Source organism: uncultured Sunxiuqinia sp. (genome assembly GCF_963974515.1).
In the GTDB taxonomy this organism is placed as follows: Bacteria; Bacteroidota; Bacteroidia; order Bacteroidales; family Prolixibacteraceae; genus Sunxiuqinia.
On sequence record NZ_CAXBDD010000004.1, the window covers coordinates 107844 to 128789 of the forward strand.

Genomic DNA, 20946 nt, shown 5'->3' on the forward strand with positions numbered 1-20946 from the left:
TAGGCTTAAATTTAGGCCATAAAATTGAATTTTACAGAAACAACACCAACATTAATACCACACTTAAGGGAATCGTAAGGTTATCAGACCCTCTCCAGCTAATCAGTTCTGCCAGCGTACCAGCTATGGCAATCGATAGGGCCAGCCAAAATATTTTCAAATCGAACAATTCCCGGTGGAAATAAAGTGCGATGATGCTGACAATAAAACTGGTTACCAAAAATGCCCCTGACCCCAGCCATGTTTTATTTAGTTTTTTCCCAAATAGTTTAATTCTTCCATTATATTCTTTGATATTGATACCGAGGATGGCTGCCATGGGATCGCAAATCGCGAGAATCAACATGGGCAAAATAAACAGGAATTTGTCTTCCATTAGGTCGGCGATCAAAAATGTAATATAAATTGAAAGGGGCAGCAGGTAACTTCCAACCGATTTCCGCTTAATGTCATGAATGGATTTCAGCAGCTTGCTGTATTGTGTAATAAAGAGTGCGGCAAAAAACAGCAAGGCCAGCACCAAAACATACCAATGCGATGGAAAGATGTAAGGAAACGGCACAACAGCCAGGGTTGCCGTAAAATGGGCGAACTTACGGGTGATTTCACCTTTTAGCTTAAGCCGCCTGTAGTTGATCTCGTTGAATACGAGCAAAAGAACGATTCCGACCAAATATACAAATGATAAAACAACGACATTCCCCATACGCTATCTCTTAGAAATTTAGAATATAAACACAAAACGTGACCCAAGCTCCTCCGGCAATCAGGCTGTCGAACCGATCAAGAAAGCCACCATGTCCGGGAATTAAATTTCCAAAATCCTTTTCCCTGAATTTTCGCTTATAAAATGAAGCGGCCAAGTCACCGGCAAAGGCAAAAAAAACAATGCCTACAGCCAATAAAACCGACATAAAAAGCGTGCCTCCGTACAACCGACTCAGCAGCAAACTGCTTGCAAGTGCCACAATGGCTCCCCCGATTAATCCCCCGACTGTTTTTGCCGGACTGACGGTCGGAAAAAGCTTTTGTTTTCCCCAAAGCTGCCCGGTTATTTGACTGAAACTATCGAATATGGACAGAACCAAAAACGAAAACAAAATCAATTCTTTCTGAAGTCGACTGAAAAAAAAGAATCCAGCAGCCAGGGAAATAAAAACAACTAGTGCAACTAAAAAGAACCGTTTTTGTTTAAATCCATCGTTCCAAAACAGTTTCAGCAGCTCAAAAAGACCAGCAATAATAATTACGACGGCCAGATAGTTGAACAGAACAGGTCTTAAAACGATACTAAAAAACAGTAGGTTAATGATGAAGAAGTAGGTCGCGAATTTTGTGTAACTTTTTCGGGCGGTCGCGGAGTCTTTCTTTCGATTGATAAGATAGAAACCAATTCCGCCAAGAAAGAAATAGATGAGAATGATCAGGTATATTGTTTGAATCATCTTTTTGGTTTTAATCAGATTAGCGAACAATCATCAAAATACCGATAGCTGCCATGACCGCTGCATACAAGTACCTGACTTTGTTCTCGGAACGATCCGTTTTTACCTTCGTTAAAATTCTGGGGCCCAAAATGGCTCCGGCGATTGATCCGGCTGTTAAAAAATAAACCAGCATCAGGTCGATTCGTCCAACCAAAAAATGCGCTCCAACCGCAAACAGCGTGTTCACCAGGACCACCATCAGCGAAGTGCCGATAACCAGCTTGAATGGGATTCGCATGGAAAACAAGCCCGCCAGAACCGGAGCTGTTCCGCTTGTTCCAAAAGTACCTGTGATGAAGCCCGCAAACAATCCGAAAATTGATCCTTTCACCTTTCTTCGCATTCCGGAGTCTTCGGACCGAAGCACCTTACCGGCCTCGGATCGCTTTTTTTTCCAGGTACCATGAACCATGTTCAACGCAATAAAGATTGAATAAATACCAAAGCCGGCTTTTAGTTGTTCCGGACTAACCATGCCGGTAATACGGGCTCCCGCAAACGCACCCAAAATACCAGTGAGCGAAAACATCAGTCCAATCCGAAAGTTGATATTGGTTTTCTGGTAGTGGCCCAACGCGCCAACCATACAAATGGGCAGGGTAGCAACCAACGAAGTAATAACAGCCGTTTGAACCGGCACGCCAATTAGAAGTGTCAGAATGGGCAGAAAGAAAAAACCTCCACCGCCTCCAAGCATGGTTCCAAACAGACCAATCAGAAAACCAACCAGTGGAAGGATAAAATAAACAGGCTCAATGGAGGAATGAAAAATCATAAACTTCAGTTTTAGTCGGTACGCTCCATATAAATCGTCGCGATCGGGTGCTCAAGGATCGCTGTCTCCAAAACTCCATCTTTATACCGATATTCGTTTGTTCGACGACCTTTGCGATCAGTGATCGCATAGGTATTTTCAGCGATGTATTGAATCGATTTCATTTCTCCGTTTCGCTCGTTATACATCAGCGAATCCTGTTTTGGCTCGTTGAAATACAACAAACTTCCGCTGTATGTAATATTTTTGTTCACCCATGTCGAATCTCCATCCTTGATCAAAAGGTAGGCTTCGTCCATTCTTTTCAGTTGCGTATCAGAGTTAATGCTGCCATTCTTCAACGTTTGCACACGATACTTCAATAAATTACCATTCTGGTAATGGCTTTGTTGTGTGTATTTCACCTTGTAAGAAAAAACGATTCGGATTTCAATATCAGTCACTGCATCAATACTTATTTCGTTGTCCAACTTTGTCTGATTGACGGTAAACTCTCCAATATTCATCCCTAAAGCCCGAATCCGGTATTTGGCTTCTGAAATCGCGGGCTGCGCAAAAACAGTTCCCCAAAAAAAGAATCCAATTAGAAAGGTCCAAACGTATTTTGTGTCTCTCATCCTGCTATCGACTATAAATTCAGTGATGAACTTCTCAATTTCCAAAACCTGTGAAGTGGCCTACTTACTCGTCTCCAAAAGGAAACGGCTCAGAAGGCACGCGGGCATCAGCCAGAAGCGCTTTCATTTCTTCAACAATTTCTGGATGTTCACTGGCCACATTGTTTTCTTCGCCCAAATCAACCGACAAATCGTACAGTTCGAAAGTCTGCTTTTCGGGATTAAAAACCTGATAGGTGACAAATTTCCAGTTATCTTTCCGAATAGCCTGACGTCCACCCTGCTCATGAAACTCCCAATACAGCTGATCGTGTTGCTGCTGATCCTCCTCGCCAAGCAAGGCAGGCAAAAATGAAATACCCTGAATATCTTGTGGAGCCTCTGCACCTGCCATTTCAGCAAAAGTTGGCAGCACATCCCAAAAAGCCGAAACATGATCAGATACACTGCCGGCAACAATATTGGCCGGCCAACGGGCAATCATCGGCACGCGGATGCCTCCTTCGTACAAATCGCGTTTGTAACCTTTCAAGGGGCCATTGCTGTCAAAATAATCCGGATCGGCACCACCTTCCAGGTGCGGACCATTGTCTGAAGTGAACACAACGAGGGTGTTTTCTTCGATCCCAAGTTCTGCCAGCTTCTTCATTACGTCACCAACCTGCTGGTCCAACAGGGTTACCATGGCTGCAAATGCGGCATGCGACTCTTCCTGATAGCCGTAAGCTCCTTCGCGAAAGCGTGCATCACCCGGTTCCGCCCCGTCATAGACGCGTTCAGGTAGATATTTACCTCTGAATTCGGCCATATATTCTTCCGGAATCAGCAATTCGGCATGCGGAATCACATTAGGATAAAACAAAAAGAACGATGTATCCTTGTTGGCCTCGATAAAACGCAATGCTTGTTCATGAATCAACGTCGGTGCATAAGTTTCAAACTGATCCCCGGCATTGCCTTCCAATTCAATTTTCTCCTGGTTATGCCACAAATGCCCGGGATAGTAATTGTGTGCCAAACTCTGGCAGTTATACCCGTAAAACTCGTCAATCCCCTGTTTGTTTGGATCACCTTCGGTATCCACGAAGCCAAGCCCCCATTTGCCAAAAGCGCCGGTCACATAGCCAGCTTCTTTTAGGATTTCGGGCAAGGTGAGCGACTCAGCTGGTAAAGGCCACTGCCCTTCGGGATCCCAACCTTTGTTCCCGCGAATCGGCGTATGCCCGGTATCCAGTCCGGTCATCAGCGATGAGCGCGACGGAGCACAAACCGTCGTTCCAGCATAATGCTGGGTAAACAGCATCCCCTGACTGGCCAGCCTGTCAATATTCGGTGTTTGAAATTTTTGCTGTCCGTAACAACTTAAATCGCCATAACCCAAATCGTCGGCCAAAATGTAGACAATGTTGGGTTTTGGTGCTTGCTTTTCCTTTTCGGGGGAAGTCTGACAGGCCGTAAAAACAGACAAAGCGGCCAAGCCACTGAAAATCGTTTGATTCATTTTTTCAAGTTTGATTTGAGTAGTAGATTTCTTTTAGCGTGACCAAAATAAGCAATAATGCCCCAACAACAAAGCTGCCGGGGCAATATCCATTAAAATGTTTGTCCGCTTACTTCCAATTTATGCGATTCTGGCTGTCAATCATCGTCATTTGTGGTCATAGGCCGTTTAAAAACAACTTAATGACCAGCTAATGACAATACTGCTTAAACCGTCACACAGCCTTCGGAAGCGTTCGATACCAGCTGCACATACTTTTTGAGAATGCCGGAAGTCGCTTTGCTGGCTGGCTTCACCCAGGACTTTCGGCGTTCGGCAATTTCCACTTCACTCAAGTCAACCGAAAGTTGGTTTTGGGTGATATCGATGGTGATCATATCGCCATTCCGGACCAGTCCAATCAGCCCACCTTCAACAGCTTCGGGAGTGATGTGCCCCACCACGAATCCGTGTGAGCCTCCTGAAAACCGGCCATCGGTAATCAGCGCCACATCCTTGCCCAGGCCGGCTCCAATCACTGCGCTGGTTGGCTTTAGCATCTCCGGCATGCCCGGCCCGCCTTTGGGCCCCGAATTCCGGATTACAATCACCTCGCCTTTTTGAACTTCAGATAAAATTCCCTTAATGGCTAGAAATTCATCTTCGTACACCCGCGCCGGGCCGGTAAACGATTCGCCTTCTTTACCCGTAATCTTGGCTACGGCGCCATCTTCAGCCAGGTTGCCATACAAAACCTGCAGGTGCCCGGTCTTTTTGATCGGGTTGCTCAAAGGCCGGATAATTTTTTGATCCTGATCGAGGTCTGGCACCCGATCGAGGTTTTCACCCAAGGTTTTTCCGGTCACCGTCAGACAGTTTCCATCCAGAAAACCTTCTTTGAGCATAAACTTCATCACCGCCGGCACACCACCCTGATCATGCAGGTCTTCCATCAGGTATTCGCCGCTGGGTTTCAAATCGGCCAGGTAAGGTGTTGTGTTGCTGATTCGTTGAAAATCATCAATCGTCAAATTGACCCCCACTGCTTTAGCCATTGCAACCAGGTGAATCACCGCATTGGTCGATCCTCCCAGAATCATAATCAGGCGAATGGCATTCTCAAAAGCAGTCTTGGTCATGATGTCCCGGGGTTTAATGTCTTTGAGAAGCAATTCGTTGATCGCTTCGCCCAACTGAACGCACTCCGATTTTTTTTCCTTGCTCAAAGCCGGATTTGAAGATGTATAAGGCAAGCTCATTCCCATGCATTCAATGGCAGCAGCCATGGTGTTGGCCGTGTACATGCCCCCGCAAGCGCCGGCTCCCGGAATACAATGCTGAATGATTCCCTTGTAGTCATCGTCGCTCATGTCGCCTTTGATGCGTTCTCCATAGGCTTCAAAAGCCGACACAATATTCAAATCCCGGTTTTTCCACCGTCCCTTTTTCACCGTTCCTCCGTACATCAAAATCCCCGGACGGTTCAGCCGCCCCAAGGCAATCATGGCTCCCGGCATGTTTTTATCGCAGCCCACAATCGGGATTACCGCATCGTAAAACTGCGCGCTCACTACGGTTTCAATCGAATCAGCTATAATTTCGCGCGAGGGAAGCGAATACTTCATGCCTTCGGTGCCATTAGTAATGCCATCGCTGACACCAATGGTATGAAAAATCAATCCATACAAATCCTTTTGAGCATCCACTCCCCGCTTGACCGCATCGGCCAAACCATTCAGGTGCATGTTGCAGGGATTCCCCTGAAAGCCCGTACTCACAATTCCCACCTGGGCCTTTTTGAGGTCACTTTCGCTCATGCCAATGGCATAAAGCATGGCTTGCGATGCGGGAAGCGTCTCGTCCTGGGTAATTTTTTCGCTATATCGATTCAATTTCTTTTCCATAACAATTTCATTCAGGTCATTAATACTGATTTGTTAACGTTTCCTGTCGCATATTGTTTGGAAGAGAAAACTGCGCGCGGTCTATTTATTTTCCTCGGAGAATTGCCGGCCTGCGCGAATTGCTTTCAGGTTGACTTCAACAATCTGCTCTCCTTTTCGGGCAAAAACCTCGCGGATACCATCCTCCAATTTTGCAAAATCGATGTCGATAAACGGGCTGGCAGCGCCGAGCATCACCATGTTTGACGCGCGGGCATTGCCGGCTTCCTTCGCGATCCGGTCGGCATCGATGGCAATAAAGCGGGGAAGCTTGTGAATTTCTTCCATCACCTTTTCGAACTCCGGATAGTTGGGAATATTCACAAAAGGCGTGGTGTTCGTCACCAGATAGCCAACTGCCGAAAGGAAAGGCAGATAACGAAGCGACTCCATCGGCTCGACCGATAGAATCAGGTCGGCAGTTCCCATCTGAATCAAATCCGAAGCTATGGGTTTGTCGGAAATACGCATATGCGAAACCACCGCTCCACCGCGCTGGCTCATGCCATGTGTTTCAGCTTGTTTCAGGTACAGGTTGTTTTCGAGGGCGGCTGTTCCCAAAGCGGCGGCAATGGATAAAATTCCTTGTCCGCCAACTCCGGCTAATATGATGTTTGATTTCATTTTTTCAGTTTTTAATGGTTGGCATGACGGCTTACGTTTCTCTTGCGGCGGCTGGCCCGCTGAATACATTCGCGGCGTGGGATAATAACCGAAACGCCATCGTATTCCAGCTCCTCGCGAAACAGTTTCACCAGTTCGGCATGATTCTTTTTCAGTGGAACAATCACATGAATGTGCGCCGGGTCAACACCCAAACCTTCGCAAATGCTTTCAATTTTACCGAAGGCTGAAGAATCCTGTCCGCCAGTCATGGATACCGATTCGTTATCGGAAATTACCACTGTGATGTTTGACTTCTCATTCACCGCATCGAGCAAACCAGTAATTCCCGAATGGGCAAAAGTGGAGTCACCAATAACAGCTACTGCGGGAATCAATCCGGCATCAGCCGCGCCCTTCGCCATTGTAATAGAAGCTCCCATATCAACACATGAACTGATGGTTTCGTAAGGAGGAAGAGCTCCCAGCGTGTAGCAACCAATATCGGAAAACACGCGGCCCTTTCCATAGTCGGCCAACACTTCGTTCATGGCTTCGTAAGCATCCTGGTGGCCGCAGCCCTGGCACAAAGCCGGCGGGCGATTGGCTACCACCGAAGGAACCTGAATTCCCACGTAAATATCCTTACCCAATGCTTTCGCCACCAAATCGGGGTTCAGCTCACCATCGCGTGGCAGAGTCCCATCCAATCGGCCTTTGATTGGCGTTCCACAGGCAAAATAGCCTTTCAACTGTTCTTCGACCAGCGGATACCCTTCTTCCAACACCAAAATCGTATCGCATTCAGTTTCCAACTTCTTCAATTGTTTTTCGGGAAGCGGATACTGCGAAATTTTCAACACCGGATAAGGACAAGCTTCATCGGGATAATTCTCCATCAGGTAGTTGTACGAAATTCCACAGCAGATAATCCCCATACGTTTGTCGGCTGCATCGTGATATTGGTTGTAATTTGATTCTTCGGAAAGTTTCACAAATGAGGCTTGCTTTTCGAGCAGCGACTTGTACCGTCGGCGCGCAATGGCCGGAAGCAGCACAAACTGGCGCGGATCTTGCGGCATGCTCAGCTGATTTTCATCCAACACGGGTTTGTATTCCACCCCGGCCCTGGAGTGAGCCAGGCGTGTGGTTATTCGCAACATCACCGGTACTCCGGTTTCTTCCGAAAGCGCAAAACCCTCGCGAGCCATGTCGTAAGCTTCCTGCTGGTTCGATGGCTCCAGCACCGGAATCATGGCAAACTGTCCGTAGTACCGCGAATCCTGCTCGTTTTGCGACGAATGCATGGACGGGTCATCGGCAACCGTCAGCACAAAGCCTCCATTTACGCCGGTAATGGCCGAATTAATAAAGGCGTCGGCCGCCACGTTCAATCCCACGTGTTTCATACAGGCCATGGTTCGCTTTCCGGCGTAACTCATACCCAGGGCCGTTTCGTAGGCCGTTTTCTCGTTGGCTGACCATTTGCTGTGTAACTGGCGTTCAATGGCCAACTCATTTTCCTGAATATATTCGGTAATTTCAGTTGATGGTGTTCCCGGATAGGCATATACGCCCGACATCCCTCCGTCAATCGCACCCTGCCCGATCGCTTCAACTCCAAGTAATAAATGCTTATGCATAGTGTTGATTTATTGATTTCGTTTTGAGACTTCAAAATTAGCAGTCCAAACCTTAGAACCAATATAAATTACTTGGCTCGGGAAATTGAAAACCGCTGTTTCTAAGCACGTACGGAGCAGACTGAAAAAACATCGGGGCCTTTTCCAAAAAAATCCGGACATTTCCAGCCAGACTGTCAGTGATCAGCAGTCGGTCAATCCTGTGCCTGTGGTTTGGATCCTTGGAACATGAAATCTGGAATTTTGAATCTGAAACTCAAGCTTCCATCCGCTGAAAAACTTCAAGAGGGTAACTAATATCAGCGAGGAATAACCCTTCGGCAGGAGCTGATGCGCCGGCTACACCGCGATCTTTGGCTTCAATGATCTGCCGAAATTCAGGAATCGTCAGCTTGCCGCGCCCCACTTCAACCAGGGTGCCGACAATGGCGCGCACCATGTTGCGTAGAAACCGGTCAGCCTTAATAGTAAACACCAACTGGTGACCATTCCGGGCCCAACCCGCCTCATAAACCTTGCAGTTGTTGGTTTTCACGTCGGTGTGTAACTTGCTGAAACTGGTAAAATCAGTGTAGTCAAACAGATCGGCACAGGCTGCATTCATTTGATCCACATTCACCGGACGATTTAAATACCAGGAGGTTTCCTGCGCAAACGGATCTTTGCGTTGGCTGATAAAATAATGATAGGTGCGTGAAGTGGCATCGAAGCGGGCATGCGCTTCGGCATTCACTTTGCTGATGCGAAAAATAACAAGGTCGGCCCCCAAAAAACTGTTCATTTTATAGGCGAAATCCGTATGATCCAGCGCCTTCTTTTCAGAATCAAAATGCGCCACAAAATAGCTGGCATGAACACCGGTGTCCGTTCTTCCGGCCCCGGTAACGGCAATGGTTTCGCGGCATACCGTGCTCAAGGCTTTCTCCAAAGTTTCCTGCACCGTCTGCGCATTGGGCTGAACCTGCCAGCCGTGAAAACGGGTGCCATTATACGCTAACTCAATAAAATAACGTTGTTTCAAAATCAGTCAATTTTCGCAAATGTAAAAAAGATATCACAAAAGGCTGAATGGGCGGCTGAAATTATTAATTTTACAGCTCTTCCAGAGGAAGGTTAACTTAACAACTTTTAACAAAGTTACATCCTTTTTAGTAGATGATTGAAGTATTTTCGTCAACCAAAATCGAAACAAATATTTAAAATATGGATCAAGCAGTTGATATTCGTGAATTGAATGAACGAATCCAAAAGGAAAGTTCTTTTGTGGATTTGATCAGTTTGGAAATGAACAAGGTCATCGTTGGCCAAAAACATTTGGTAGAAAGTTTATTAGTTGGCTTACTTTCCGGTGGGCATATCCTGTTGGAAGGGGTTCCCGGGCTGGCAAAAACCCTGGCTATTAATACGCTGGCCCAAACCATCAGCGCCGATTTTGCCCGAATCCAGTTTACGCCCGACCTATTACCCGCCGACTTGCTGGGTACGTTGATTTACAGCCAGAAAAACGAAGAATTCATCGTCAAAAAAGGGCCAATCTTTACCAACTTTGTATTGGCCGATGAGATTAACCGGGCACCTGCCAAAGTGCAGTCGGCTTTGCTGGAAGCCATGCAGGAACGCCAAATTACCATTGGCGACGAAACCTTCAAGTTGCAGGAACCATTCCTTGTAATGGCCACACAAAACCCGATCGAACAGGAAGGAACTTACCCGCTTCCCGAAGCTCAGGTTGACCGTTTTATGCTGAAAGTTGTGATCGACTATCCTAAGAAGGCGGAGGAAAAACTGATTATTCAGCAAAACCTGCTCAAACAGTTTCCAAGGGCAACCACCATTCTGCAACCTCAGGATATTTTGAATGCCCGCGATGTGGTGAAGGATGTCTACCTGGATGAAAAAATAAGCCAGTATATTGTCGACATCGTATTTGCCACCCGCGAACCCGCCGAGGACAAGCTCGAAAAATATGCTGACATGATTTCGTACGGCGGTTCACCGCGTGCCAGTATCAGTTTGGCACAAGCCGCCAAAGCCTACGCGTTTATTAAGCGTCGCGGCTACGTTGTTCCGGAAGATGTACGCGCCGTATGCTACGATGTGCTCCGCCACCGGATCGGCCTCAGCTACGAAGCGGAAGCCAACAACATCACATCCGAGGAAATTATTACCGATATTCTGAACACGGTTGAAGTTCCGTAAAGCGAGTTTTGAGTTGCAAGTTATGAGTTGCGAGTTGGGCAACCTGAAACTTTAAACTTTGAACTTTGAACTTTGATAAACTTGTAAGTATGGAACACACGGAGTTACTAAAGAAGGTACGGAAGATTGAAATTAAAACGCGGGGACTGAGCCGGAATATTTTTGCCGGAGAATACCACTCAGCGTTTAAGGGCCGCGGAATGGCCTTCAGCGAAGTGCGCGAATACCAGTTCGGTGACGACATTCGTAGCATTGACTGGAATGTGACTGCCCGCTACAATAAGCCGTATATCAAAATATTTGAGGAAGAGCGTGAATTGACTGTCATGTTGCTGATTGACGTCAGCGGATCGCGTGACTTCGGTTCGCTCGTTAAATTCAAAAAGAATGTGATCACCGAAATTTCGGCCATTCTATCGTTCTCGGCCATTCAAAACAACGATAAGATCGGGGTGATTTTCTTTTCTGAAAAAATCGAAAAATTCATTCCTCCAAAAAAGGGAAAATCCCATATTTTACGGATTATACGTGAGTTGATTGACTTTGAACCGGAAAACAAAGGCACCAACATTACCGAAGCCATCCGATACCTGACCAACGCCATTAAAAAGCGTTGCACCAGCTTCATTATTTCCGACTTCATTCAGAATGAACCGGATTTTGACAAGGCGCTATCCATTGCCAACAATAAACACGACATTGTGGCCCTGCGTATTTACGATGAGCGTGAAACCGAACTGCCGCCAATTGGCATGATTAAGCTGAAAGATGCTGAAACCAACGAATACATTTGGGTGGACAGCAGCAGCAAAAAAGTTCGGGACAATTATGCCCGCTGGTGGCGCGAAACCAATCAAAAACTGGACACGGCCTTCAAAAAGAGTGGTGTGGATTATGCCAATATCAACACGAATGAAGACTATGTGAGATCGCTGATGACATTGTTCAAAAAGCGGGGGTTAAAAGCATAATAAGTATGAGAGGATTAAAATACATAGCGGTTGTGATCGGACTGGTTCTGGTTCAAACAGCAGCCGTTCAGGCACAACGCATCCAGGCCCGGGCCGTCATAGACTCGACCAACATCTTAATTGGCGACCAGATCAACCTTCGGATTGAGCTGGATCAACCCAATAATGTGACCATCGAATTTCCGGTCATTGGCGATTCGCTGTCATCAACCATCGAAGTAATTGAACAGTCGCCGCTGGATACCTTCGAACTGGACGAAGCCAATCAGATTAAAATTATCCAAAATCTGACCATTACTTCGTTCGACAGCGGAAAACAGGTGGTCCCCTCACTTCAGTTTCGACTGCAATACGACGAACTGGCCGACACCATCGAAACATTGCCAGCCGAGTTTTTTGTCCACAGCATGCCCATTGACACCACCAAAGGGCCAGTCGATATCAAAAAACCCTACGAGGCTCCGGTAACGTTGAAAGAAGTCACACCCTACATTTTGGGTGCGATTTTAATTGGTGCCTTGCTCTTCTTCCTGTTTTACTACATCCAGCGAAGACGCAAGAATCAGCCTATTTTTGTGAAACCGGCCAAACCCAAAGAACCACCACACATCGTTGCACTTCGTGAGTTGGACCGGATAAAGGAAGAAAAGCTGTGGCAAACCGAAGAAATCAAAACCTACTACAGTTTGGTGTCAGACACCTTGCGCACCTATATCGAAGACCGGTTCAACATTCAGGCGATGGAATATACGACCCACGAAACGATCCGGGCTTTTGAAGAACGCGAAAACCTGATTTCGCAAAAATCATTGGAAGAACTAAAAAACATACTCAGCCTGTCGGATTTGGTAAAGTTTGCCAAGTACAACCCGCTGCCTGACGATCATAACCTGACCCTGATGAACGCTTACTTTTTTGTGAATCAAACCAAACAAGAAGACAAAAAAGCTGATCAGCAAAAAGACGAGCGGGACGGCGAAGATGTTGATTTAAAATAAGAGAAAGATGATGAACGGAATAACATATAAGAATCCGGAGTTTTTTTACCTCTTGCTGGTATTGATTCCCATGATTGTGTGGTACTTGTTTCAGTACCGCAAGGCGGGAGCCAGCATCCGGTATTCCAGCGTGAAAGGATTTGCCGGGTTATCAAAAAGCTGGAAACACTATTTGCGGCACTTGCCATTCTTGATGCAACTGGCCGGCATCGGACTACTTACCGTGTCACTGGCCCGTCCGCAGTCGTCCAACAGCTGGCAGGATGTAACCACCGAAGGAATTGACATTGTCATAGCCTTGGATATTTCCAGCTCCATGCTTGCCCGCGACTTTCAGCCCAACCGACTGGTAGCTGCCAAAAATGTGGCTACCGAATTTATCTCAGGTCGCCGCGACGACAAAATGGGATTGGTTGTATTTGCAGGCGAAAGTTTTACTCAGTGTCCGCTAACCACCGACCATGCCGTATTGATCAATCTGTTTAAAGATATTGAAAGTGGCATGATTGAAGATGGAACGGCCATTGGAAACGGCTTGGCCACTTCAGTTGCACGACTGAAAGAAAGTGACGCCATCAGTAAAGTCATCATTTTGCTGACCGACGGCGAAAACAACCGGGGCGAGATAGCCCCGGAAACAGCAGCGGAGCTGGCTAAAACCTTCGGTATTCGCGTTTACACCGTTGGCGTTGGAACAATCGGTATGGCGCCCTACCCTGTTCAAACCCCCTTCGGCATACAAATGCGCGATGTGGAAGTCAAAATTGATGAAGAAACCTTACAGAAAATTGCTGATATTACCGATGGACGCTATTTCCGCGCCACCAACAATGAGAAGCTGGTTCAGATTTATGAAGAAATTGACCAGCTGGAGAAATCTAAGATGGATGTAAAAGAATACAGTCGGAAAGAAGAAGAGTTTGTCCGCTATGCCTTGATGGCCGGAGTCATTTTGCTGACAGGCTTATTTCTGAAAACGACCTTATTTAGAAACATTCCTTAAATGGGACAGACTATGGAAATGTTCAGATTTGCACATATCGAATACCTATACGCACTGGCAATCATCCCGGTGCTCATCATCCTGTTTTGGATCACTCGCAGGAGTCGTCGCAAGGCGCTCGAGCGTTTCGGAAACAAGGAAATCATCCGCCAGCTGATGCCCAATGTCAGTCACGCGCGTCCGGTTTTGAAATTTATCATTTGGCTTCTGGCTATCAGCGCCATCATTGTAGCCATTGCCCGCCCGCAGTTCGGTAGCAAACTTAAAACTGTGAAGCGCGAAGGCGTAGAACTGATTATTGCTTTGGATGTGTCGAATTCCATGTTGGCTGAAGACATTCAGCCCAACCGTCTGGAACGATCTAAACGAGCAATTTCGCGCTTGGTAGACAACCTGAATGATGACAAAATCGGGCTGATTGTATTTGCGGGCGACGCCTACACGCAATTGCCCATCACTTCCGACTATCCATCAGCTAAACTATTCCTGAACGCCGTCAGCACTGATATTGTACCACAGCAGGGAACGGCCATTGGCGCCGCTATTGAGCTGGCCTCGGTTTCCTTCAGCCCCCAGTTTGAAGGCAACAAAGCCATCATCATCATTACAGATGGTGAAAACCACGAGGACGATGCCATTGGTGCGGCCACAACTGCTGCCGAAAACGGAATCATTGTGCATACCATTGGAATGGGATTGCCGCAGGGAGGCCCTATTCCGGTAGTCACCAACGGACAGCGCGACTACCGAAAGGACAAAGAGGGCAACGTGGTCATTACCAAGCTAAATGAAGAAATGCTGCAACAAATTGCCGCAGCCGGAAACGGCATTTACGTGCGGGCAAACAATGCGCAAGTGGGCTTAAACACCCTGTTTAACGAGATTGATAAAATGGAAGAAGCAGAAATGGAATCGCTTGTTTATTCCGACTACGAAGACCAATTTCAGTGGTTTTTGGGATTTGCCATGCTGATGCTTCTGCTTGACTGTTTGATTTTAGAACGGAAAAACAAATATTTGAAAAAAATCAAGCTATTTGGATGATGAAGAAAAAATTAATGACACATACCGGATTAATGTTGTTCCTTCTAGTGATGGGAATAAGCACCCAGGCTCAAAACGAGCGTAAGTTTGTGCGGCAGGGAAATGAAATTTTTGAGCAAGCATTGCAAGACACGACCAGGCTCGACACAACAGCTTTTAGCCAGGCCGAAACAGCTTACCGCAGAGCACTGGAAAAAAGACCCGATGACTTAAAGTGGAACTTTAACCTGGGCGATGCTCTTTACAAGCAAATGAAATTTGATCAGGCCATTTCAAAATTCGAAGAAATTGCCGAAAAGACCGACGACAAAATTGAAAAGTCGCGGGCTTATCACAACCTGGGCAATTCGATGATGATGCAAGACAAACTTGACGAAAGCATTGAAGCCTATAAAAAAGCGTTGCGCAACAACCCGGATGATTTGGAAAGCAAATACAACCTGGTTTATGCCATGAACCTGAAAAAGCAGCAGGAAGAGCAACAACAAAATCAGGATCAAAATCAAGATCAAAACAAAGACCAGGAGCAGAACCAGGATCAAAATCAGGATCAGCAAGATCAGAACAAGGATCAGGGCCAAGATCAAAAAGATAAAGACCAGCAAAAACAAGAACAGAATCAAGATCAGCAGCAGCAGAAACAACAACCGCAAGAACAAAAAATATCGAAAGAAAACGCGGAACGGTTGTTGCAGGCCTTGCAAAACGATGAAGAAAAAATTCAGGAAAAAGTAAAAAAAGCCCAGGCTGCCAAAGCGCAACAGCGCCAAACAGACAAAGACTGGTAGAGGGTTAATTTCTTACTTTGGCAAAAATTAAAAATTATAGCATAACTGAGTAAAATGTATAGAAAACTCCTGTTTACGATATTGCTTCTCATTCCGGCCTTCTTTGCCGAAGCCGACGCTGTGAAGTTTACCATGTCGGGACCCAATGTGGTTTCTGTAGGCGAACAGTTTCGTTTATCATTTGTCGCCAACGATCGTGGAACCGACCTTAAATTACCGGATATTTCAAACTTTGAAGTGTTGATGGGACCATCGACGTCCCAAAGCTCAAGTGTTCAAATCATTAATGGAAGGACAACTCAGTCAGTCACTTTTTCCTATATTTTTATCCTTCGGGCAAGAGAAGAAGGAACCTTTACTATCCGCCCGGCCTCCATCACTATCGACGGTAAAGTCTATGAGTCCAATGAATTGACGATTCAGGTAGTAAAGGAGCAAGCATCACAAGGCGCCGCAGGAACCCAGCAACAGCAACAGCAACAACAATCATCAACTCCAAGCGGAACGATAAGCAAGGAGGACTTATTTGTAAAAGTGGAACTGGACAAGGGCAACGTTTTTCGAGGCGAGCAAATCATTGCTACCGTAAAGATCTATGTCTCTCCCGAAGTTCCCATCACCAGTTTCGACGACGTAAAAATTCCCTCTTACGCCGGTTTCTGGACGCAAGAAATCCAGATCCCCAACCAGATCAGTTTTTCCAGGGAGGTGTACAACAACAAGATTTACCAGGTTGGTGTGCTGAAAAAAACCATCCTCTTCCCGCAGCAAACCGGCCGGATTACCATCGATCCTTTTGAAATCACCTGCATGGTGCGTCAGCAAATCCGCCAGCAGCGCAGTTTTTTCGACGACTTTTTCGACAATTTCCGAACCGTTCAGGCCAAGGTTGTCAGCGATCCGGTGAACATCAATGTGAAAGAATTGCCATCGCGGCCCGACGGTTTTTACGGTGGAGTTGGAAACCTGAACTTCGCGGCAACCATCGACAAGCAACAGCTTAAAGCAAACGAAGCAGCCACCCTGAAGATTACCATTTCGGGCAGTGGAAACCTTCGACTCATTGAAGCTCCCAAAGTGGAGTTTCCAGTAGATTTTGAGGTTTATGATCCAAAAACGAACGAGAGCCTGAATGCAACAGCTAATGGTTTGAACGGAACAAAAACCTTCGAATACCTTTTTATTCCCCGATTTGCCGGCGACTACTCTATTCCGCCGATCAAATTTGCCAGCTTCAACCCGGCAACCGGTCAATTCAAACACCAGCAGTCGCGGGAATTTGTTCTTTTGGTTGAAAAAGGCAGCGATGACCAAAGCACAACGGTTACCAGCGCTTACTCTAAAGAAAATCTTCGTCTCATTGGCAAGGATATCCGTTTCATCAAACAGGGAAAATACAAGTTGAAAGAGAAAGAGGCACTCTTCTTTGGAAGTACCGCCTTCTACCTGATTTACCTGGCGTCATTGCTGGCATTCGCCATCATTGTGCTGGTTTATCGTAAAAAGCTGAAAGAAAACGCGAATGTCCAGCTCATTCGAAACAAAAAAGCGAACAAAGTCGCGCGCAAACGTCTGAAAGTAGCCGCCGCCCATCTGAAACACAACAAGAAAGAAGAATTTTACGAGGCAGTATTGAAAGCTTTCTGGGGCTATTTAAGTGACAAATTGAGTATTCCCGCTGCAGAGCTAAATCGCGTAAATGCAACGGAAGCCTTAAAAAAACGAACGGTTGCAAACGATACAATTGATGAATTTATTCACATTGTGGATACTTGCGAGTATGCCCGCTACGCGCCAAGTGCCGTTGAAGGAACCATAGAGGATCTCTATCAGAAAGCAGCCCAACTGATGGGAAAACTGGAAAAACAAATTCGTTAAAAAACTGATAAAATGAAGACTAGCATTCATATCCTATTCATATTGCTTCTTTCCTTCAGTGCTGTTGCACAGGAAGGATTGCTGGAAAAGGCGAACGAGCATTATACGAATCAGGAATACGAAGAAGCCATTGCCGCTTACCAGGAAGTTTTAAACAGCAACCGGGAATCAGCGGAGGTGTATTATAACCTGGGCAATGCCTACTATAAAAACGGGCAAATTACGCCCGCTATCATCAACTATGAACGGGCTAAACTACTGGCCCCAAATGATGAGGATATCCAATTTAACCTTGAACTGGCCAACCAGCATGTAATTGATGCCATTGATCCGCTTCCCAAGGTATTTTTTGTGCGCTGGTGGAATAACCTGGCCAACAAGTTTCCGGCAGATGGCTGGGCCAAAATCAGTGTCATCTCCTTTATTCTCTTTCTTGTTTTGGCAGGCTTGTTCTTTTTCACCCGCACCACAGCAATCAAAAGGCTTTCGTTTTGGGTGGGAATTTTAATTGTAGCCATTTCCATTTTTAGTTTTAACTTTGCCGCCCGGCAGAAGAAACAGATGACCAGCCACAACTTTGCGGTAATCGTGCAACCAAGTGTAGCCGTCAAGAGCTCGCCGGCAGAAAGCGGAACCGATCTCTTTTTGATTCACGAAGGCTTAAAGGTTGAAATAAAAGACAGCCTGGGAAATTGGAGGCAAATCCGTTTGGCTGATGGCAACCAGGGATGGTTACCAGAAAACAGCTTGGAGAAAATCTGAAAAATGCCGGCAACCGCCGGTTTTTTTTATTGTTCGAAACATTTTTACAACCATTTTAAACGAGCGTTGTTTTACTCATAAATTTAAAATCATGGCTTATAATTTACTTAAAGGTAAAAAGGGGATCATTTTCGGTGCGCTAAACGCCGACTCGATTGCCTGGAAAGTTGCAGAACGTGCTTTTGAAGAAGGAGCGACATTTACATTAACGAATACTTCCGTAGCCCTGCGTATGGGCGAAACCGCAAAGCTTGCTGAAAAATGCGGTGCTGAATTAATTGAAGCAGATGCGACCAATGTTGAAGACCTCGAAAACCTGGTCAAAAAATCGATGGAAGTATTGGGAGGAAAAGTTGATTTCATCCTGCACTCCATCGGCATGTCACCAAATGTTCGTAAAGGACGTCATTACAGCGATCTGGATTACAGCTATCTGGATAAAACACTCGACATTTCAGCGATCTCTTTTCACAAGGTACTGCAGGTTGCACGCAAACTGGACGCCATTAATGAGTGGGGCTCAGTTGTGGCGCTATCTTATGTTGCCGCTCAACGTACTTTCTATGGCTACAACGATATGGCTGATGCCAAGGCGCTCCTTGAATCAATCGGACGCAGTTTTGGCTACATATACGGTCGCGAACGCCATGTTCGAATCAACACCATTTCGCAATCGCCAACCGTTACTACTGCCGGAAGCGGCGTAAAAGGAATGGACAAATTACTGGATTTTGGAGATCGTATGTCGCCTCTGGGCAATGCAACCGGTGATGATTGTGCCGACTATTGTATCACTTTATTCTCTGACTTGACCCGTAAAGTAACCATGCAGAACCTCTTCCACGATGGTGGGTTCTCATCTATGGGAATGAGTCTGAGAGCGCTGGAACAATACGAAAAAGGATTGGGATGTGATTGCGACTGTGGCGATGCCGGAGATCAAGACCATCTTTACGATTAGTCAGTAAAAAAGCATACAATTGAAAAACGAAGCAGAGAAACTGACTTCGTTTTTTTTTTGGCTTAAGCTTTTAAAAAACGGATATCATCCTGGTAGTCAATCTGAATATCCTCGTGCAATTTATCCAAAACGGACTCAATTTTCACCACTTGGCGTGCATAAATATTTCGCAAAGCAACACTTCGCGACAAGGGAACTTTGGAAGTCCTGATTTTGCGGCAAAAGTAAATCAGTAAATCCAGTTCGGTGGTTTTAATCCCCGAGTACTTGATATATTTATTGGTATCGCGCAAAATTTTCCGCAAGCTCTTTTTTATCAAATAAGTACTTCGTCTGTTTATGGCTTCAAAACTTTCATCAATCTCTTCTTTTACCGAGTCAATATACCCTTGCTCGTTGTCGGCCTCAAACATCAAATAAGTCAGCAACTCTTTATTTTCCTTTTTGAATTTTGCCAAACGGATACACAAAGACTGCAACTGCTCAGGAGGATAGATTTTCAACTCGTCGCGTAATTCTTTTAAAGAGGAAGCTTTCATGTTTTTGATTAAAAAATTAGTGGTTCTCCACTTTCTTACCCATTTTTCCTATCGTGGCTGTCAATAGTTGCCATTCATGCTCATTAAAACGACCATGAGGTAAATTTGAGAATCTTCACAAAATTTATTCTTCTGAAATAAAATCAGCCGGAAATTCAACAGGCAAAAGCTTATCGCCGTTTCCAAGCCGGATCCAGCTACTGAATGCCCGTTCTCCTTCTGTCAGCACAATCACCCGCGCACCATTGGGTAATTCACCATAAGTAGTCCCTCCTCCGGTAAAACGACCGTACGTCAAAGCAATTCCATTCAGGTAAGCCATGTAGTCGTTCACGTGATCGTGCCCAACAAATGTGCCCATCACATCGCCGGCATGCAGCATGGCAGCATACATTCCCGTGTTGATATCCGGCGCGCATTCATCTTCAAAACGAACGCCAACAGGCGGATTCTTTTCATTTGCATAGGCTTCGCGGTATTCGGGCAGCGGGATATGGAAAAAAGCCAAAGCCGGAAGCACTTTGCCGTTCTTTTGCCGCTGATTCCGGCTTTGTTCAAGATACCAATTCACCTGACTGAGATGAAACCAGCCATAACCATCAATACCTTCCATGGTACTGTATGCGTTTGAATCCATGCAATAAAGTATGGCAGCATTGCCGTTGGTTTCAGCCGACTTAATCTCCAACACATAATTTCCATAACCGTACACATCTTCCACTTTGGGCTCCAACAAGCTATAGGGCATTCGTGTCATCAGTTCGGTCAACTGCGCCCGCGAAACCCCGTCCTCATCATCATGATTTCCAAATACTACAGCAAACGGAATTTCCCGTTCAATACAGGGCAAGGTGGCCAACTTCCAACCTTTTTCCACCGGATGTCCAGTCACAATATCGCCTGTATAAACAACCAGATCAGGCCGCTCAATCTCCAGCACTTCGGCCATAGTTTTAAACGCTGCACCCGAAGCCGGATCATCGGCTTTAATATGCGTATCGGTAAACTGAACAATCTTAAACGATTTATCGGGATGAAATTGCAAAGTAATTTTCTGGGCCCTGCCCATGCTGACACCGAGTACCAAACTCAACAACATTAAATTCAATCGTCTTTTCATAAACATCTCGTTCTAATTGATCGTAATGGAATTCGTCAATAAAATATTCAACAGATCCATCACCATCGTTTCTTTATCCTTATTTTTAACGTTTCAAAATACAAAATTCCCTGTGAACAAAACAAGCAGTCAATC

The 20946-nt window shown here is 45.8% G+C and carries 20 protein-coding genes; 9 read left to right on the top strand and 11 right to left on the bottom strand.

The window, feature by feature from the left end:
- Window positions 1–31: 31 nt before the first annotated feature.
- The 9 genes from AAC033_RS02400 to truA all read right to left on the bottom strand — a co-directional run bounded on the left by AAC033_RS02400 (window position 32) and on the right by truA (window position 9569).
- Entirely contained in the window at window positions 32–706 is a 675-nt protein-coding gene (locus AAC033_RS02400; protein ID WP_339734986.1) for a phosphatidate cytidylyltransferase, read from the bottom strand.
- 10 nt (window positions 707–716) lie between these two features.
- Entirely contained in the window at window positions 717–1445 is a 729-nt protein-coding gene (locus AAC033_RS02405) for a phosphatidate cytidylyltransferase (protein WP_339734988.1), read from the bottom strand.
- Between the two features lie 19 nt (window positions 1446–1464).
- Complete coding sequence (locus AAC033_RS02410) at window positions 1465–2262, bottom strand: sulfite exporter TauE/SafE family protein (protein WP_339734990.1); 798 nt, start codon at window positions 2260–2262, stop codon at window positions 1465–1467.
- 11 nt (window positions 2263–2273) lie between these two features.
- The gene (locus AAC033_RS02415; RefSeq protein ID WP_339734992.1) at window positions 2274–2879 is read right to left on the bottom strand and encodes a DUF6134 family protein; all 606 of its coding nucleotides are present in this window, start codon (window positions 2877–2879) and stop codon (window positions 2274–2276) included.
- A gap of 64 nt (window positions 2880–2943) precedes the next feature.
- Entirely contained in the window at window positions 2944–4380 is a 1437-nt protein-coding gene (locus AAC033_RS02420) for an arylsulfatase (RefSeq protein WP_339734994.1), read from the bottom strand.
- A gap of 206 nt (window positions 4381–4586) precedes the next feature.
- Window positions 4587–6263 (bottom strand): dihydroxy-acid dehydratase, encoded by a 1677-nt coding sequence (gene ilvD / locus AAC033_RS02425; RefSeq protein ID WP_339734996.1) that lies wholly within the window; start codon window positions 6261–6263, stop codon window positions 4587–4589.
- A gap of 81 nt (window positions 6264–6344) precedes the next feature.
- Window positions 6345–6926, bottom strand: coding sequence for an indolepyruvate oxidoreductase subunit beta (locus AAC033_RS02430; RefSeq protein WP_339734998.1), 582 nt, complete (start codon window positions 6924–6926; stop codon window positions 6345–6347).
- Between the two features lie 11 nt (window positions 6927–6937).
- Window positions 6938–8548 carry a thiamine pyrophosphate-dependent enzyme gene (locus AAC033_RS02435; protein ID WP_339735000.1) on the bottom strand — a complete coding sequence of 537 codons (1611 nt, stop codon included), beginning with the start codon at window positions 8546–8548 and terminating at the stop codon, window positions 6938–6940.
- Window positions 8549–8804: 256 nt separating this feature from the next.
- The gene (truA, locus tag AAC033_RS02440) at window positions 8805–9569 is read right to left on the bottom strand and encodes a tRNA pseudouridine(38-40) synthase TruA (RefSeq protein WP_339735002.1); all 765 of its coding nucleotides are present in this window, start codon (window positions 9567–9569) and stop codon (window positions 8805–8807) included.
- A gap of 182 nt (window positions 9570–9751) precedes the next feature.
- On the opposite strand from truA, the gene AAC033_RS02445 reads away from it, so the two are divergent.
- The 9 genes from AAC033_RS02445 to AAC033_RS02485 all read left to right on the top strand — a co-directional run bounded on the left by AAC033_RS02445 (window position 9752) and on the right by AAC033_RS02485 (window position 19152).
- Window positions 9752–10747 carry a MoxR family ATPase gene (locus AAC033_RS02445; RefSeq protein WP_339735004.1) on the top strand — a complete coding sequence of 332 codons (996 nt, stop codon included), beginning with the start codon at window positions 9752–9754 and terminating at the stop codon, window positions 10745–10747.
- Window positions 10748–10836: 89 nt separating this feature from the next.
- Complete coding sequence (locus tag AAC033_RS02450) at window positions 10837–11718, top strand: DUF58 domain-containing protein (protein WP_339735006.1); 882 nt, start codon at window positions 10837–10839, stop codon at window positions 11716–11718.
- A gap of 5 nt (window positions 11719–11723) precedes the next feature.
- Window positions 11724–12716 carry a hypothetical protein gene (locus AAC033_RS02455; RefSeq protein ID WP_339735008.1) on the top strand — a complete coding sequence of 331 codons (993 nt, stop codon included), beginning with the start codon at window positions 11724–11726 and terminating at the stop codon, window positions 12714–12716.
- Between the two features lie 7 nt (window positions 12717–12723).
- Complete coding sequence (locus AAC033_RS02460; protein ID WP_339735010.1) at window positions 12724–13719, top strand: VWA domain-containing protein; 996 nt, start codon at window positions 12724–12726, stop codon at window positions 13717–13719.
- A gap of 12 nt (window positions 13720–13731) precedes the next feature.
- Entirely contained in the window at window positions 13732–14763 is a 1032-nt protein-coding gene (locus AAC033_RS02465) for a VWA domain-containing protein (RefSeq protein ID WP_339735012.1), read from the top strand.
- Complete coding sequence (locus AAC033_RS02470) at window positions 14760–15551, top strand: tetratricopeptide repeat protein (protein WP_339735014.1); 792 nt, start codon at window positions 14760–14762, stop codon at window positions 15549–15551. Before AAC033_RS02465 ends, AAC033_RS02470 begins: the two co-directional genes overlap by 4 nt.
- A gap of 54 nt (window positions 15552–15605) precedes the next feature.
- Complete coding sequence (locus AAC033_RS02475; protein ID WP_339735016.1) at window positions 15606–17429, top strand: BatD family protein; 1824 nt, start codon at window positions 15606–15608, stop codon at window positions 17427–17429.
- Window positions 17430–17441: 12 nt separating this feature from the next.
- On the top strand, window positions 17442–18191 hold the full coding sequence (locus tag AAC033_RS02480) for a tetratricopeptide repeat protein (RefSeq protein WP_339735018.1): 750 nt from the start codon (window positions 17442–17444) through the stop codon (window positions 18189–18191).
- A gap of 91 nt (window positions 18192–18282) precedes the next feature.
- On the top strand, window positions 18283–19152 hold the full coding sequence (locus tag AAC033_RS02485) for an SDR family oxidoreductase (protein ID WP_339735020.1): 870 nt from the start codon (window positions 18283–18285) through the stop codon (window positions 19150–19152).
- A gap of 62 nt (window positions 19153–19214) precedes the next feature.
- On the opposite strand, the gene AAC033_RS02490 is transcribed toward AAC033_RS02485, so the two are convergent.
- Together AAC033_RS02490 and AAC033_RS02495 are read right to left on the bottom strand one after the other, a co-directional pair.
- The gene (locus AAC033_RS02490; RefSeq protein WP_339735022.1) at window positions 19215–19691 is read right to left on the bottom strand and encodes a hypothetical protein; all 477 of its coding nucleotides are present in this window, start codon (window positions 19689–19691) and stop codon (window positions 19215–19217) included.
- A 124-nt stretch (window positions 19692–19815) separates the two neighbouring features.
- Window positions 19816–20811, bottom strand: a complete 996-nt coding sequence (locus AAC033_RS02495; RefSeq protein WP_339735024.1) for a metallophosphoesterase family protein — start codon at window positions 20809–20811, stop codon at window positions 19816–19818.
- Window positions 20812–20946 lie beyond the last annotated feature (135 nt).

Bases quoted from the DNA above. Each gene is read 5' to 3' on its own strand.
- AAC033_RS02435 (WP_339735000.1), bottom strand. From the start codon at position 8,548: ATGCATAAGCATTTATTACTTGGAGTTGAAGCGATCGGGCAGGGTGCG.
- AAC033_RS02455 (WP_339735008.1), top strand. From the start codon at position 11,724: ATGAGAGGATTAAAATACATAGCGGTTGTGATCGGACTGGTTCTGGTT.
- AAC033_RS02445 (WP_339735004.1), top strand. From the start codon at position 9,752: ATGGATCAAGCAGTTGATATTCGTGAATTGAATGAACGAATCCAAAAG.
- AAC033_RS02490 (WP_339735022.1), bottom strand. From the start codon at position 19,691: ATGAAAGCTTCCTCTTTAAAAGAATTACGCGACGAGTTGAAAATCTAT.
- AAC033_RS02450 (WP_339735006.1), top strand. From the start codon at position 10,837: ATGGAACACACGGAGTTACTAAAGAAGGTACGGAAGATTGAAATTAAA.
- AAC033_RS02485 (WP_339735020.1), top strand. From the start codon at position 18,283: ATGGCTTATAATTTACTTAAAGGTAAAAAGGGGATCATTTTCGGTGCG.
- AAC033_RS02475 (WP_339735016.1), top strand. From the start codon at position 15,606: ATGTATAGAAAACTCCTGTTTACGATATTGCTTCTCATTCCGGCCTTC.
- AAC033_RS02400 (WP_339734986.1), bottom strand. From the start codon at position 706: ATGGGGAATGTCGTTGTTTTATCATTTGTATATTTGGTCGGAATCGTT.
- AAC033_RS02430 (WP_339734998.1), bottom strand. From the start codon at position 6,926: ATGAAATCAAACATCATATTAGCCGGAGTTGGCGGACAAGGAATTTTA.
- AAC033_RS02460 (WP_339735010.1), top strand. From the start codon at position 12,724: ATGATGAACGGAATAACATATAAGAATCCGGAGTTTTTTTACCTCTTG.
- AAC033_RS02470 (WP_339735014.1), top strand. From the start codon at position 14,760: ATGATGAAGAAAAAATTAATGACACATACCGGATTAATGTTGTTCCTT.
- AAC033_RS02480 (WP_339735018.1), top strand. From the start codon at position 17,442: ATGAAGACTAGCATTCATATCCTATTCATATTGCTTCTTTCCTTCAGT.
- AAC033_RS02465 (WP_339735012.1), top strand. From the start codon at position 13,732: ATGGAAATGTTCAGATTTGCACATATCGAATACCTATACGCACTGGCA.
- AAC033_RS02495 (WP_339735024.1), bottom strand. From the start codon at position 20,811: ATGAAAAGACGATTGAATTTAATGTTGTTGAGTTTGGTACTCGGTGTC.
- AAC033_RS02420 (WP_339734994.1), bottom strand. From the start codon at position 4,380: ATGAATCAAACGATTTTCAGTGGCTTGGCCGCTTTGTCTGTTTTTACG.
- AAC033_RS02415 (WP_339734992.1), bottom strand. From the start codon at position 2,879: ATGAGAGACACAAAATACGTTTGGACCTTTCTAATTGGATTCTTTTTT.
- ilvD (WP_339734996.1), bottom strand. From the start codon at position 6,263: ATGGAAAAGAAATTGAATCGATATAGCGAAAAAATTACCCAGGACGAG.
- AAC033_RS02410 (WP_339734990.1), bottom strand. From the start codon at position 2,262: ATGATTTTTCATTCCTCCATTGAGCCTGTTTATTTTATCCTTCCACTG.
- AAC033_RS02405 (WP_339734988.1), bottom strand. From the start codon at position 1,445: ATGATTCAAACAATATACCTGATCATTCTCATCTATTTCTTTCTTGGC.